15 protein-coding genes are annotated in these 13994 nt (G+C 44.8%); 7 read left to right on the top strand and 8 right to left on the bottom strand.

The window, feature by feature from the left end; genetic code table 11:
* Window positions 1-66: 66 nt before the first annotated feature.
* Together RA178_RS18200 and RA178_RS18195 are read left to right on the top strand one after the other, a co-directional pair.
* Window positions 67-939 (top strand): DMT family transporter, encoded by an 873-nt coding sequence (locus tag RA178_RS18200; protein WP_263139577.1) that lies wholly within the window; start codon window positions 67-69, stop codon window positions 937-939.
* A gap of 160 nt (window positions 940-1099) precedes the next feature.
* Window positions 1100-2620: an EAL domain-containing protein gene (locus RA178_RS18195; protein ID WP_173246690.1), complete on the top strand. Its 1521-nt coding sequence runs from the start codon at window positions 1100-1102 to the stop codon at window positions 2618-2620.
* A gap of 89 nt (window positions 2621-2709) precedes the next feature.
* Here the strand turns inward: RA178_RS18195 and RA178_RS18190 are convergent, their stop codons facing one another.
* The 4 genes from RA178_RS18190 to RA178_RS18175 all read right to left on the bottom strand — a co-directional run bounded on the left by RA178_RS18190 (window position 2710) and on the right by RA178_RS18175 (window position 6078).
* Window positions 2710-4023 carry an ammonium transporter gene (locus RA178_RS18190; protein WP_263236631.1) on the bottom strand — a complete coding sequence of 438 codons (1314 nt, stop codon included), beginning with the start codon at window positions 4021-4023 and terminating at the stop codon, window positions 2710-2712.
* Window positions 4020-4358 (bottom strand): P-II family nitrogen regulator, encoded by a 339-nt coding sequence (locus tag RA178_RS18185; RefSeq protein ID WP_105250140.1) that lies wholly within the window; start codon window positions 4356-4358, stop codon window positions 4020-4022. The genes RA178_RS18190 and RA178_RS18185 overlap by 4 nt, the downstream gene beginning before the upstream one ends.
* Window positions 4359-4708: 350 nt before the next feature.
* Window positions 4709-5665, bottom strand: a complete 957-nt coding sequence (locus RA178_RS18180; protein WP_306683187.1) for a ketopantoate reductase family protein — start codon at window positions 5663-5665, stop codon at window positions 4709-4711.
* A gap of 50 nt (window positions 5666-5715) precedes the next feature.
* Window positions 5716-6078: a VanZ family protein gene (locus RA178_RS18175; protein WP_105250138.1), complete on the bottom strand. Its 363-nt coding sequence runs from the start codon at window positions 6076-6078 to the stop codon at window positions 5716-5718.
* 155 nt (window positions 6079-6233) lie between these two features.
* On the opposite strand from RA178_RS18175, the gene RA178_RS18170 reads away from it, so the two are divergent.
* Entirely contained in the window at window positions 6234-6719 is a 486-nt protein-coding gene (locus RA178_RS18170; protein ID WP_006080274.1) for a YajQ family cyclic di-GMP-binding protein, read from the top strand.
* A 121-nt stretch (window positions 6720-6840) separates the two neighbouring features.
* Here RA178_RS18170 and RA178_RS18165 read toward each other — a convergent pair whose 3' ends face one another.
* The 4 genes from RA178_RS18165 to RA178_RS18150 all read right to left on the bottom strand — a co-directional run bounded on the left by RA178_RS18165 (window position 6841) and on the right by RA178_RS18150 (window position 10104).
* Window positions 6841-8256: an AmpG family muropeptide MFS transporter gene (locus RA178_RS18165; RefSeq protein WP_306683184.1), complete on the bottom strand. Its 1416-nt coding sequence runs from the start codon at window positions 8254-8256 to the stop codon at window positions 6841-6843.
* A 273-nt stretch (window positions 8257-8529) separates the two neighbouring features.
* Complete coding sequence (locus RA178_RS18160; protein WP_028761869.1) at window positions 8530-8850, bottom strand: hypothetical protein; 321 nt, start codon at window positions 8848-8850, stop codon at window positions 8530-8532.
* 73 nt (window positions 8851-8923) lie between these two features.
* On the bottom strand, window positions 8924-9508 hold the full coding sequence (locus RA178_RS18155; protein WP_306683181.1) for a peptidylprolyl isomerase: 585 nt from the start codon (window positions 9506-9508) through the stop codon (window positions 8924-8926).
* A gap of 29 nt (window positions 9509-9537) precedes the next feature.
* The gene (locus RA178_RS18150; RefSeq protein WP_105250136.1) at window positions 9538-10104 is read right to left on the bottom strand and encodes a YajG family lipoprotein; all 567 of its coding nucleotides are present in this window, start codon (window positions 10102-10104) and stop codon (window positions 9538-9540) included.
* 227 nt (window positions 10105-10331) lie between these two features.
* On the opposite strand from RA178_RS18150, the gene RA178_RS18145 reads away from it, so the two are divergent.
* The 4 genes from RA178_RS18145 (at window position 10332) to RA178_RS18130 (ending at window position 13909) form a co-directional block, all read left to right on the top strand.
* Window positions 10332-10856: a porin family protein gene (locus RA178_RS18145; RefSeq protein ID WP_371135020.1), complete on the top strand. Its 525-nt coding sequence runs from the start codon at window positions 10332-10334 to the stop codon at window positions 10854-10856.
* 215 nt (window positions 10857-11071) lie between these two features.
* Window positions 11072-12103 (top strand): DUF2804 domain-containing protein, encoded by a 1032-nt coding sequence (locus RA178_RS18140; protein ID WP_168824786.1) that lies wholly within the window; start codon window positions 11072-11074, stop codon window positions 12101-12103.
* Window positions 12104-12234: 131 nt separating this feature from the next.
* A complete protein-coding gene (locus RA178_RS18135; RefSeq protein ID WP_113939771.1) occupies window positions 12235-13101 on the top strand; it encodes a sterol desaturase family protein in 867 nt (288 codons plus the stop codon).
* A gap of 169 nt (window positions 13102-13270) precedes the next feature.
* Window positions 13271-13909, top strand: a complete 639-nt coding sequence (locus tag RA178_RS18130; RefSeq protein ID WP_306683177.1) for a hypothetical protein — start codon at window positions 13271-13273, stop codon at window positions 13907-13909.
* The last annotated feature ends 85 nt before the right edge of the window (window positions 13910-13994 follow it).

Here is a 13994-nt window from a genome sequence, read left to right as displayed (position 1 = left end):
TTTATGATGGGCTTTGCCTAACGATCTTGTTTTTATAGCCGACCAGATTCTTTACGGAATACCTTTATGTGGATCTTACTCACTTTGCTGGCGGCATTTATGCAGGCTTGGCGTAATGCGTTTCAAAGCCAGCTGAGTAAAGAAGTGAGTGTTGCGGGCGTGACCTTAGCGCGTTTTATTTGGGCTGGGCCGATTGCCGCCGTGTATCTGGCGAGCTTATATCTTTGGCAGGATGTCGGAATCCCCGATTTTAGCGACCGTTTTATCGGTTTTATTCTTGGAGCATCGGCGATGCAAATCCTCGCGACGGGCTTGATGGTGAAACTGTTCAAGCAACAGAACTTTGCCGTTGGTGCTGGGCTAGCCAAGAGTGAAGCTGTGGTCGCGGCGATCTTAGGCACAGTGTTTTTTGGGACGCATTTATCCCTTTTAGGTTGGTCGGGAGTGTTGTTGGGTGGTGTGGCAATTTTTCTCATGAGTGCCAAGCAAGGCCTGCGAAGCTTGTCGCTCAATACGGTATTGATTGGTTTGGCTTGCGGTACTTCGTTTGCGCTGACATCGCTTTGGGTACGAGAAGCGAGTTTATGTTTGAATGTGGGTTTCCCCCATAGCGCAGCTTGGGTGTTGCTATTTGTGATAGGCCTACAAACTTTGCTGTTAGTCAGTTATTTGTTGCTTAAGGATAAATTTACGCTGATAGCATTATGGCAACGACCTAAGTTGACTTTACTGACAAGCATCGCCAGTTGTTTAGGTTCTATCGGTTGGTTTAGTGCTATGTCGTTGCAGGCTGTGCCCTATGTTAAAACCTTAGGTCAAGTTGAAGTTTTCTTTATGATCTTGATTGCCACCTTTTGGCTGAAGGAAAAAGTAAAGATAAAAGATATGCTAGGGTTAGTCTTAATCGCTATCGCCGCCATTTTGGTGATGTGGGAATAGACTAAATTAATAGAAGGTATGCTGGTTTTTTAGACTAAAATAGAACTCGATTCAGTGTGTTTATATCAAGCAAACATTCGCTGAGATACAAATATACACACGTCTTGCTCCATAGATTTTGATACCATTTTTAACCGAGCGCAGTGCGAGTTAAGGATATATGCGAAAAAAGTTAGCAAAATTAAATCTGCCATTATGGCAATGGCTGGCAGTCATATTGTTTCCAATTGGAATTGCTGCTGTCGCAAGTTATCTCTCTGCACAGTATTTTGTTGAAGATAAAGTCAAAGGTGTGGGGGCTATTTATGTGAGTCATATTGATACTTTGGTGTCCCATGCTAATGAAATCAGCCATTATGCATTGGCATTGAAGGATTCTGAGTGTCAAGAGTTATACAACTATATGTTGTTCCAACCCTACTTTCGCTCGGCTTTAATATATGATTCACAACATGTTTATTGCTCTTCTAAAACCGGTGATATTGATACTCCCCTGAGCATTGTTAGTGCTACCGAAAATCTTGAAATATCTAACCAGTTTATTATTACGGGCACGCCTTTTATGCCTGAGGTGCCCGCGATAGTGTCATCTAAATGGGACCCTAAATCTAAACACGGCGCTGCTGTCATTATTGAAGGACAATATTTATTAGATTCCTTTGTACAGCCCGATGTGTTTCCTAGCGCAGTTATCAATGTCGCTTTATCCATCAATGGTAAAACGATTCCTGAATCACTCGAGTTTATCAAAAATGAGGTAATGACTTTAGATTCTGAGGATCATCGTTTTTCGGTGTTACTAGAAATGTCACCTGCTTTTTTTAGGCATTTTTTTTGGATATTTTTTGCCATCTCATTACCCTTTAGCATTATTTTGATTACGGGTTCTATCTTGTTTGTGCTCTATTCACGGTTATCTCGTCACTCCCTTGCTGATGATATTCGTAGCGGGATAGAGAACGAAGAGTTCTTTTTGGTTTATCAACCTGTGATCTGTGCTGAGGACGGCAAGGCCAAAGGAGTCGAGGCATTAGTGCGTTGGCAGCACCCACAAATGGGCTTAGTGCGGCCTGATTTGTTTATTCCTATCGCCGAAGAGAGCAAGCTGATTGTTCCATTGACCAATTATATCTTCGAAAAGGCATTAAAAGATTTTGCTAATATGAAGGTTGAATCGGGCTTTAGAGTCGCGTTCAACGTGGCGCCAGAGCATTTTACCCAAGATGATATCGAGTCGAAATTTATTCATCTGCGGGATTCTTTGGATCGTATTGGCGTTAAGCCTTTAATCGAAATCACCGAACGGCAATTATTAACGCCGGATATTTGCCAGCGCATTGAAAGCTTACGCCAGTTGGGGATTTTAGTGGCTATCGATGACTTTGGTACTGGGCAAACAACCTTATCTTTGTTACAAACCATGCCATTGGATTACTTGAAAATCGACAAATGCTTCATCGATACCATAGGGCAGGACTCTGTGACTTCCCACGTGCTCGATACCATTATCGAGCTCTCCCACAAGATGAATTATGTGGTGGTGGCTGAAGGGGTTGAAACCCAGGAGCAGGCGGACTATTTGACCAGTCGCCAAGTCCATTTTTTACAAGGTTATCTCTTTGCTAAGCCGATGAAGCTGGCGGATTTAAAGTTATGGTTAGTCGAACATTTCAAAAAGTAGCATCATGATGTAAGTCAGCCATCAGGGCGCCTTGGTGCCCTTATGGCTATTGAACTGTCTTAACTAAAGGTTCTGGCTCGAGGTTCTGATTAAAGGCTATAACCCGTTTCTTCGTGTTCCGATAAATCTAAGCCGTTAACTTCTTGTTCTGTGCTGACGCGAAGGCCGCCAAGTAGCTTACGGATGATCACAAACAGCAACCAAGTGACCACCGCAGTATAAGTGAATGTCGCTGCAACCCCGATAATCTGTACCCCAAGTTGGTCTATCATAGTGTTGTTCATAGTCGCAAAACCGTAGCCGCTAAAAACGCCTAATTGGGTCGAGCTAAAGACTCCTGCCAAAAGAGTACCAAGAATACCGCCGACACCGTGCACGGGGAAAACGTCTAAGGAGTCATCGATTTTAAGTTTCTGTTTGATATAAACCGTTGAGTAAAAACACACGATTCCACCGAGTAAACCTATGACTAAGGCGCCTGCTGGGCCAACATAACCAGAGGCGGGAGTGATAGTGCCTAAGCCCGCTACCATGCCTGTGACTATGCCAAGGGCGCTGGGTTTACCAAACTTAATCCACTCAATTGCCGCCCATGTCATCGCGCCCATAGAAGCGGCGAGATGAGTGGCTAGAATCGCCATGGCTGCGGTGCCATTAGCGCCGAGCGCACTGCCACCGTTAAAACCGAACCAACCCACCCACAGCATGCCCGCACCTGTGACTGTCATCGTCAGGTTGTGCGGCATAATCGCCGAGTTTAAAAATCCTTTGCGTGGACCTAGCACTTTAGCGGCCACGAGCGCAGCAACCCCTGCGGTGATATGCACCACGGTTCCGCCCGCGAAATCATACAGTCCTAGCTGTGCTAACCAGCCACCGCCCCAAACCCAGTGGGTGATCGGCGCATAAACCAGTAATAACCAAGCACCTGAAAAGATAAGCACAGCTGAAAACTTCATTCGCTCGGCAAAACCACCGATGATTAAGGCTGGCGTTATGATGGCAAAGGTCATTTGAAATAGCATAAACAGCGGCTCGGGAATATCCCCGCTAAGACTATCGCGACCAATACCTGACAGTAGTGCTTTGTCTAAGCCACCGATGAAACTGTTACCTGTGTCGAATGCGAGTGAATAACCTAGCCCGAACCATAAAACTGACACTAGGGCGGCAATAGAGAAGCATTGCATCAATATTGAAAGCACGTTTTTACTGCGAACTAAACCGCCGTAAAACAACGCTAATCCTGGCAGGGTCATCAATAACACTAATGCGGATGAGCTTAAGATCCACGCCGTATTTGCAGCGCTAAATTGACCATCATCGGCGACGGCATTCGTCGCCAATATACTGAATAATATCAATAGGTATTTAATACTGAGTCTGAAGCTCACTAGCATCATAGGGCATCAACTCCTTCTTCCGAAGTGCGAATGCGCACCACTTGTTCTAACGAAGTCACAAAGATTTTGCCATCACCCACTTTGCCCGTATGGGCTGCAGCAATAATGGCATCAATAACGGCATCTTCTTGATCGGAATGAATGGCAACTTCGAGTTTAATCTTAGGTAAAAAGTCCACTGCATATTCAGCACCACGATACAATTCCGTATGGCCCTTTTGGCGGCCAAAACCGCGTACTTCAGTGACTGTCATGCCATGGACGCTGAGCTGGGTTAAAGCTTCACGTACATCGTCTAATTTGAATGGTTTAATGATTGCGGTGACCAGTTTCAATTTTCTCTCCAACAAGCTGCAGACTCAATTTATTGGAATAAAGCAGGAATTAGGCCATATAGATAAAGCATTTATTATCATTGCGTTAACATTAAGACGCACCGAAATAGCTTAAAATTTTGGTGCAAAACAGTGCAAAGCAAAGTTAATCTGCCCTGATTTGGTGCGTATTGTTGGTGCAAGGTAAATTTGCTTGACTAGCATGAGTGCAGCAAAAGCCGAGTGAGTATGGCGCTAGGGTAATTCGCGTTTTAATGTGGTAAATAAAAAGTGAGGATTCAGCAAAAAATTAAAAATTATTTAAATTAAACATACTGTTATATTTAGTTTTGTTATGTGAGTTTTCTTGCTTAAGCTTCTAGCTGTTTGATGCGCGCCCAGAGGTCAGCATTAACTGGCGCACTTAAACCGTGCGCTTGTGCACGCTCACAGATATAACCATTAATTTGGTCTATCTCAGTTCGTCTTTGGTGTGCAATATCTTGGTGCATCGATGAGGAATTCCCCGCAGTGAGGCGGATCACCTGATAGACCCTGTCGTGTAACAATTGTTTATCGAGAGGCACGCCCTCGAGTGTGGCAACCGTGACTAACTCGTCGAGAATGCCTTTAATCATGTCACTAAAACCTGGCTCGGCGAGTGTGCCATTAGGACATTGATATAGTGCTGTAAGTGGATTAATCGCGGCATTAACGGCGAGTTTCTGCCATAGACAAGGCACAATGGCATCTACCCATTCACTGTTTGGGATAGCCGCCAGTAAAGCATTGCGATAATGCTCAGTGAGCTCTGTACCTGTAAAATGCCCAAATTGAGTTAGCCCTTGTCCCGTTTGCCTAATTTGCCAACTGGCTTGACGTAACACCCCTTGAGAAGTTGTCCCTAGGCTTAACCCTCTGCTATCAGCTTGCGCATCAATTAGCGGCGCTAGGGCTAAATGAGGTCCCATTCCATTGTGTAACAACAAAATGTGGCATTGTCTGGGCAGTTGGTTAAGTAAGGGCAAAAGTGCATCGAGCACTTGATAGGCTTTGACGCAGACAATCACGAGGCGGATATTATCGAGCGCATTGGCCGTCAAGATAGGCACAGAATACTGGAGTGCTTGTGTTTTCTGTTGATTATCATTGGCCGGCGCTAATGGAGTGACGCTAAGTGTCTGCTGTATAGATACAATTGAATCGCGGCCGATAAGAGCAACCCCCATGCCCGCTGTAGTCAGTTGGTGGCAAATAAGCTGCCCAACGGCACCAGCACCTAAAATCGCAATATCCACCACGCGATTTATGTTCACAGCATGAGTCATATGTGTAGCCTTAAGGTATAGGTCATCAGTACCAGTTTGAAGCGCCTGAGTTAATCTTCTCGCAATTGCGCTGCGCGGAAGTATTTGCCATAGGCCCAATTGCAAAAGTAAAACAGTGCAATACCCGAAAAGTCGGCAATAACGTCACCCACAGAAGCGCTACGGTAGGGCAAACGTGATTGCACTAACTCAATTAAAATGGCGTAGCTTGCCAGTGTGAGAGATAACCAATACCACTTAGGTTTGAAAGCAAGATAGGTAAGATAGGAGAGGCAAAAAAAGCTCCCAAGATGGCCTACCTTGTCGATATTCGGAATACTTTGCGAATAGGTTGGTCTGGAAAATACCAGATAACTGATCACGACAAAGGCTACGGCTAAAGCCAGCTTAAATAGGGTGTTTTTAGTTATCACAAATATGTTTGTATTAGCTTAGAGTGGGGCAATGATAGGAAAATGTGTGGCTAAAGTCACCCATGATTACGCTTTTATTCTAGGCTTTACCTTCAACTTAGGCCTGTGTGTGGGTAAACTAGCTGCATATTAATTTGATATGGGACATAAAAACTATGCCTTCAATGGATATTGTGTCAGAAGTGAATGAAGTTGAACTGCGTAATGCGGTTGATAATACTAAGCGTGAGCTGGCGACACGTTTCGATTTTCGCGGTAAAACGGCTGACGTGGAATATAAGGATCATGTGGTCACGTTAACCGCTGAAGATGACTTCCAATGCCAACAATTAGTGGACATTTTACGTATGCAACTGAGCAAACGTAATGTGGATCCGTCTTCGATGGAAGTCGATGAGAAAGCCATCCACAGCGGTAAAACCTTCTCCCTAAAAGTGAAGTTTAAAGAAGGTATAGAAACCTTAATTGCTAAAAAACTGGTCAAGCTAATTAAAGACAGCAAACTTAAAGTGCAAGCGTCTATTCAGGGCGAGAAAGTACGAGTTACAGGTAAAAAACGTGACGATTTACAAGCTGTCATGGCGTTGGCACGTGAGTCTGAGTTAGGCCAGCCTTTCCAATTTGATAACTTTAAAGATTAATCGAGCAGAATTGGTTTAACGTGATGCAGTATCGCGTTTGCCATTTCGTCTTTAAATGTAAAAGCCCTCACACTAAGGTGTGAGGGCTTTTTTATATTGATGACATAAGTGCTATGAGACCTTAATCTGATTTTGTTGGTGCACTTTTTGACGAATCATCCATTAATGATGTGCTTGGATGCGGCGCATACTTGTTGACTAAGACAACCAAAAACAACACCGGAAAGCCAATAACACTGGCGGCGACAAAGAAGTTCACATAACCAAATGCGTCGACATAAGCGCCCGAGAAGCCCGCGATAAATTTAGGGAAAAGCAACATAATCGAAGACAGTAAGGCATATTGCGTTGCACTGTAGCCGTTGCTAGTGAGACTCGAGAGATAGGCTATAAATGCCGCCGTGGCTATCCCAGCGCTGAAGTTATCCACGGAAATAGCAAAGGTTAAAAAGGGCACGTTGTAGCCAATCACTGCCTGCCATGCGAATAGCAGATTGGTTACGGCAACCAGTAAGGCACCGAGGAAAAGGATTTTCATAGTTCCGAAGCGGGCTAACAAAACACCGCCGAAGGCTGCGCCGACTAAGGTCATGATCAGGCCATAGATTTTACTCAAATAGGCAATTTCTTCCTTAGTGAATCCCATGTCCACATAAAAGACGTTCGCCATAATCCCCATCACAATATCCGAGATCCGGTAGCAAGAAATCAGTAATAAGATAAGGATAGCGCTGCGGCCATAGCGTTTGAAAAAGTCGATAAAGGGTAAAATACTGGCCGTATATACCCAAGATATGCCCGCTGCGATAATTCTAGGATAACGTGCACTTAAGCGTTGTTTTAGCACTAATTCAGTGGCATCGGCGGCGCGGGTATCGACTTCTGGTTCGCGGCTAAAAAGCGTGGTAAAAATCCCAACAGACATCAATCCTGCCATAATCAGGTAAGAAGTTTGCCATGCCACTAAGTTGTATGCCGTGTTACCGGGTTCAACCCAAGCCGCTATCGTGAGAGCACCTGCGGTGGCGATAATCATAGCGCTCCGATAACCCACTTGATAGGCCGCTGCTAGTGCGGCTTGCATCTTTTCTGGGGCTGATTCAATCCGAAAGGCATCAATAACAATATCTTGAGTGGCTGAGGCAAAGGCGACCATTAATGCGAACAGTGCCAAGCGCTCGAGATCTTTGAGAGGGTCACTAAAAGACATGCCTAAGATGGCACCAACCAATAACAACTGAGCGAACAGCATCCAGCTACGGCGGCGGCCTAGAAATCGAGTTAGCAGCGGCAATGAAAGCCGATCGACTAAGGGTGACCAAGCCCATTTAAACGCATAGGCTAAGGCTATCCAGCTGAAATAACCGATTGAAGTGCGATCAACACCAGCTTCACGCAACCAAAAGGATAACGTTGAAAATACCAGCATTAATGGTAGACCAGCAGAAAAACCCAGTAATAACAGGATCAAAACCCGCTTGTGATAATAGACACTGAGGGCATCGAGTGTACGTTGAATAAAACCTGTTGCGGACATAGGCATGAGTCTAAGTGTTTAATCCGCTTAGCTTACGGGTAAGGTGCCATAGGGTTCAAGGGCTAATGGTATTCCTTTTACTTTGGAGTCCCGTTTAGCACTATAAGATGGTTGAATATGGCTCGAGAGTTAACTGCTTGTAGCTAAAAGTTTACCGCTTATCTTTAGATCTTGATAGTAAGGAGAGCGTAATAATGTACACACGAGGAATTGGTTTACGAAATAAAAAAGGCCCTATTACAGGGCCATTTTTTATCGATAGGAATGCTGAACTTAAGGTCTTATCCCGATGCATCCCTGCGGCACTCGGCCTCCTAAACTCAGGTAGTCACAGCAATCATTTACTTGCTTACGCAGATATTGATTACCGCGGATCACACAGTCAGGCCACCTGTTAAAGCTATGGAGCAAGTGCCAAAACACTTTTTCAGTTTCAGTTTGCGCTTCGCCAGTCGAATTCAGTTGCTGCCATTCTTCTAACGTGTCCCATAAGTAAAGTTGCACTTCATGGAAGTCGAGTTCTTCACTCAAAAACGCTTTTCCATAGAAGGCGAGTTGGGGCGCTTTATTATCGATGAACTCAGTTGCCGTCATCGTTTGCCTCCTTTCTGTTTACTATCACAGTATAGATGCAAAATTAGCGCTTTTGCTCGAAATTATATTTTGATTACTGTTTTGGTAATAATTTGGCTTTTTTCAATATGATAGGGGTAACAGGAACATCGGGCCAATTGAGCTTAGTGTTAGTTCCTGTCTCAACGACAGCCATAGCTTCGAGGACGGTTTTACCTTCAATCACTTCACCAAATACGGCATAACCCCAACGACGTTTAGAGGGATCGAGTTTAGTGTTGTCGGCTACGTTAAAGTAGAACTGACGAGTGGCTGAGTGCGGCTCGTTTTCACGTGCCATGGCGATAGTGCCCATGCTATTTGTTAGGCCATTTCCTGATTCGTTGACTATCGGCTTACCCTCGGGCAGCTCTTCATACTTGAGGGTGATTCCGCCGCCTTGCACCACAAAGTCACTGATCACGCGGTGAAATATTGTGTTGTCGTATTCGCCTTTAACGACATGAGTTAAAAAGTTATCGACAGTGATTGGTGCACGAGTTCTATCTAGCTCGACCACTATTTTGCCTAAGCTAGTATCAAATTCGACTCTGGGATACAAGGTATCGGCCTGAATGTCGAGTGCGAGGCTATGATGACTCATAAAGATGAGTAAGAGGGCTGATATCCAACGGAGCATATTGATTTCCTTATAATAAACTGACGCTGTTATTTTTGTAGAAACTGATTAAGCTCAGGATCGTTTAGAATCTCGCCGGTAAGTTGGCCGAGTAATTTGTTCATATCCAGTTCTAAGGTTGCAAAATCGGGCGTTAAAGGACCTTTTAAAGTGCCTTTGGCTTTATAGCGTTTAACCAGTTCTTGGGTGGAGTTTTTGGCTTGAACTGCGATTAACACACTGTGTTTTGCCTCATAGCCAAAGGTCTTTTTAGTGATATCCATTTGCAATTCTTCTAATTGAATTTGCACTGAATTAGTTGCGCTTGGGTCGATTTGGTAGCCCGCTTGAGCAAAACCTGCGCGGAATACTTCATCGAGTAACAGTTTAGGCGGTTCGCTCGGGCCAACTAAACGTGTTTTTGTCCCTTCTTCAATAAAACGAGCAACATAATCGACTGTGCGTGTATCTACCGTTTCAAGAGCTATAGGTACAAGTTGCGCCGTTTGTTGGCTGATATTGGGCACTTGAGGGCTGAAAGCCATATGAGTCGGATTTTGGCTGGCACAGCCCGCGAACAGCAGGGGGAAAGTCAAGGTCAGTAATAGCCGTTTCATGGGATCTCTCGTACAAGTAAAAGTGGCTACAGCATACCAGAAATCACTTTTGATGCCACAGAACACCGTGATTCAGTTGAGGTACAGCTTTTATTGCTAATATCTTGTGCTCATTATTCACATCCGTGTTTTCTGTGCATTCACCTCATTTATTCGCATAGTTACAAGGCATGGAAGGCAGGTTAAATATGGAAAAAATATCATTCACTTCGTTATTTGTTGGCCTGATGCTGGCGTCAGGCATGATGAGCTCCAATGCGCTCGCGGGCGATTCTGTCCATATACTGGGTGGTAGTTTAGGTTACGGTACCCAAGAATTTGAAACTAAGAACGGTAAATATGATGCGGGTGACACCTTAACCAGCGACTTATATTACCGCTATATGCTCAACGAGCATTTTGGGTTTGAGGCGGGTTATTTAGCGGGTTCAGGTGGGGTGGCGAGTGCGCTTGTTAGCGTCATCAGTGAGATAAAAGATTTACGTTACCAAGGTGTTAGAACCGTCGCTTACGGTGAGTATGCTTTGTCTCGTGGTAACAGCCTGTATGCCAAATTAGGCGCTGCTTACACTCAAGTCAGCTATGAGATAGATAAACAAGATATGGACTCGGATGATGTCGGTTTTTATGGCGCTGCAGGCTGGCAATATCGATTTAAGTCAGGATTCGGTTTGAATTTGGAATACCAATATATCCCGATGAAAGAGCTTGAATTACAGGGGATCAACTTTGGTATTAGCTACCGATTCTAATCTTTCCTTATCCAACTATTAAAGCGCCTTTAGGCGCTTTAATAGTTTTACAAACAAGGAATTTAAAACATTAAACCGAATACTGACTGGCAACAAAATGACAACATTTTGTCCTTGCACTCTTTTAATGCAATGGGGGACAGGTTAGAGTAAAAATTCGATGTTTAGAATGAGAGAGCATAGATGCTCCCGCGTCTTTTTTGTAAGGCTTAGTCATGTTAACGATAGCAACGCAAATCGCCCCAGATAACCTGATCAATCAGAAGGGGTTACCCCATTTCGGTCATTTCGATGGCATAGTCAAAACCTTAGGTTTAGCGGACTTTGCCTATTTTGATACCATGGATAAACCTGCTTCAGCGTGGGCTAAGCATTTCGATTATAAACAATTTCAGTTTGTCTCTTTGGTCACGCCGCGTTATGTCCTAGGCATCGCGCTTGCCGATATTGCCTACGTCGGCAGTGCTTTTTGTTATTTATACGACATAAAAACCAACACACTCACCCAGCTTGATTGGCTAAAACCTTTGAGGTTTGGCTATCAAATGACACCATCGCCAGCCGAGGGCCGAAGTAGTATTGGCCGTAAAGGGGCGCAGTTAAGCTTTGAGATTGTAGAGGGCGGTTGGCGGTTAGTGATTGATACTAAAAATATTCAAGCCGATGTGACTTTACACTCAGCCCCCTTAAGTTTGCCTATGGCTATGTGTAGTCCTACTGGATACAACGGCTGGACTTACACACAAAAGCATAATGGTTTGACCGTTAAAGGTAGTTTGACTGTGGGTCATGAGCCGCAGCCGCTGAATCAAGCTTTAGCAGGCTATGACTTTTCAGCGGGTTACATGCGCCGTGATACCAGTTGGCGCTGGGCGTCAATTAACGCGCGGATCCATGAGGGCATTATGGGGCTTAATTTAGCGGCGGGTGTTAATGAAACTGGGGCTACTGAAAATGTCTTTTGGATTAATGGTGAGCGTCATTTGCTTGGGCCAGTGCAATTTGAGTTTGATCGCCATGCCACGCTCGGCGCCGAGGTTTGGCGAGTCTACAGTCAAAATGGCCAAGTGGATTTGCAGTTTGCGGCGCGCAATTGTCGCAGTGAAAAGCGTAATTTGCTCTTGCTTAAGAGTAATTTCCGCCAATTCATCGGTCATTTCAGTGGCACGATTACCGATAATCAAGGGCACAGTTACCAGTTAAATAATGTTCTAGGACTCGCCGAAGATCATTATGCCCGTTGGTAGCTAACGGCGACTAACGGACCGCAGCTGCCTGCGTTGTGGCGTTGAATGCGGTTTATAGAATGTAGTCAGAATTTTTATAAAAGTAACAATAAAAATAACCATAAAATAAAAATAGAACAGGATGATCTTATATGGATATCGCCTCGCTGATCCAGCACCCAGAGCTGTTACTGCTAGTGCTCGCACCTTTGTTTTTCGTGTGTATTTTGCTGGAATGGTACTTTGGCGATAAAAGACAAAAGCTACCGTTAAGTGCACGTTATCGCGGCCAAGAAGTGCTGTGTAATTTCAGCCTCGCGGCCATGCATCAAGGTGCTGATTTACTCACTGGTTTGCTGATCGCTAAGCTGTATTTGGCGATGTTTGGTTGGAAGTTATTCGATATTGAAATGGGCCCATTGAGCTTTATTGCCTTGATGGTTGCGCAGGACTTTTGTTATTACTGGTTCCACAGGGCGAGCCACAGAGTCCGCTGGATGTGGGCGGCTCACGTGGTGCACCATAGCTCTGAGAATATGAATTTTAGCACTGCGTTTCGTCAGAGTTTAATGTATCCCTTTGCAGGCATGTGGGTATTTTGGTTACCGCTAGTGGTCATAGGTTTCGACCCAAACTGGGTGGTGTTTGTGGTATTACTCAATCTGGGATTGCAATTTTTTGTGCATACCCAAGCGATTAAATCACTCGGACCGCTGGAATGGGTTTTCAACACACCGTCTCACCACCGGGTGCACCACGGTCGTAATCCACAATATATAGATAAGAACTATGCTGGCGTGCTGATTATTTGGGACAAGCTGTTTGGTACCTTTGAGCCCGAAGTGGAGACTGTGATTTACGGCATCACTAAGCCAGTGAATAGTTTTAATCCCTTTAAAGTGACTTTTAGTGAATGGCGAGACATGTTTGCAGAGGTCACAGCGACAGGCTTGAGTGTTAAACAACGACTGCGTATCTTGTTTGCTCCACCTTCCAGCAGTTTAAAAAGCGAGGAATAACAATCCACTGCATTTTCCAAGTTAAATAGCGCAAATGGCTAATAGAGTCTTGAATTTAGCCTTGCTAGCATATATTCCGTTTTTTGCCACTGTTTTGGTGTAAAAATGTACAATCCCATACTTTGGTGGTACTTTTTGGGGTAAGGAGTTTAACTCGGGAGGACTTATCATGATGGATGAACCTCGATTATCCGCGGAGGAGCTTGCTTGTTTTAGCGAACTTTTTTCGCAGACTCGTGTGGGCACTGCCTTGACTAACGATCCCCTGGTCAATCATGTGCTCACAGTCACAACTGAAGTGCCGCAAGTTATCGCTTCGATTCTCGGTAAGGCAAAACTCACTCTATTGGCCGAAGTCGGGCCCTATAAACTCTGGTTTCCACTACTGATGAAAGTGGATGACTTTGGACAGTTTCAACCCACTTTAGGTGTGCCTGAAGTGCTAGATGCCTCGGGAGTGGAGCGCAGTTGGCGGTTAACCCAAGCCGATGATGTGTGGATATTCGACCACGATCAAGGTGAGCAATGGTCTGTTGCCTCGTTATCCAGTTCTGGCATGGCTATTCGCGCTAAATCACAGCAGCAATTTAAGCAATTGTTAGGCAGTAAAGACTTGCAATTACAACTGCCCAATGGCGAGACTATGCGCGTCGATATCGAGCCTATTCGTAGCGAGAAAGGTCTGGCCTTTGTTAAGTTTCAGGCCGAAACCGAAGAGCGTGAAGCGTTACGTCAATTCTTATTTAGTCGTCACCGTAGCCAGCACGCTCAGCTCTACCGTGACTTACGCTATACCCAAGCAACCTGAAGATACGAGTTTCAGAGCGCCTAGGGTGCTTCAATTCAAGGCGCATCAATGACAGAATGTCGGCCACCTTTTGAATTGATGCAAC

The organism is Shewanella oncorhynchi (genome assembly GCF_030848765.1).
In the GTDB taxonomy this organism is placed as follows: Bacteria; Pseudomonadota; Gammaproteobacteria; order Enterobacterales; family Shewanellaceae; genus Shewanella; species Shewanella oncorhynchi.
The sequence above is the reverse complement of the archived record's forward strand: the minus strand, read 5'-3'. Positions and strand labels throughout refer to the sequence as shown.

Bases quoted from the DNA above. Each gene is read 5' to 3' on its own strand.
- RA178_RS18200 (WP_263139577.1), top strand. From the start codon at position 67: ATGTGGATCTTACTCACTTTGCTGGCGGCATTTATGCAGGCTTGGCGT.
- RA178_RS18195 (WP_173246690.1), top strand. From the start codon at position 1,100: ATGCGAAAAAAGTTAGCAAAATTAAATCTGCCATTATGGCAATGGCTG.
- RA178_RS18190 (WP_263236631.1), bottom strand. From the start codon at position 4,023: ATGATGCTAGTGAGCTTCAGACTCAGTATTAAATACCTATTGATATTA.
- RA178_RS18180 (WP_306683187.1), bottom strand. From the start codon at position 5,665: ATGACTCATGCTGTGAACATAAATCGCGTGGTGGATATTGCGATTTTA.
- RA178_RS18170 (WP_006080274.1), top strand. From the start codon at position 6,234: ATGCCTTCAATGGATATTGTGTCAGAAGTGAATGAAGTTGAACTGCGT.
- RA178_RS18165 (WP_306683184.1), bottom strand. From the start codon at position 8,256: ATGTCCGCAACAGGTTTTATTCAACGTACACTCGATGCCCTCAGTGTC.
- RA178_RS18160 (WP_028761869.1), bottom strand. From the start codon at position 8,850: ATGACGGCAACTGAGTTCATCGATAATAAAGCGCCCCAACTCGCCTTC.
- RA178_RS18155 (WP_306683181.1), bottom strand. From the start codon at position 9,508: ATGCTCCGTTGGATATCAGCCCTCTTACTCATCTTTATGAGTCATCAT.
- RA178_RS18150 (WP_105250136.1), bottom strand. From the start codon at position 10,104: ATGAAACGGCTATTACTGACCTTGACTTTCCCCCTGCTGTTCGCGGGC.
- RA178_RS18145 (WP_371135020.1), top strand. From the start codon at position 10,332: ATGCTGGCGTCAGGCATGATGAGCTCCAATGCGCTCGCGGGCGATTCT.
- RA178_RS18140 (WP_168824786.1), top strand. From the start codon at position 11,072: ATGTTAACGATAGCAACGCAAATCGCCCCAGATAACCTGATCAATCAG.
- RA178_RS18135 (WP_113939771.1), top strand. From the start codon at position 12,235: ATGGATATCGCCTCGCTGATCCAGCACCCAGAGCTGTTACTGCTAGTG.
- RA178_RS18130 (WP_306683177.1), top strand. From the start codon at position 13,271: ATGATGGATGAACCTCGATTATCCGCGGAGGAGCTTGCTTGTTTTAGC.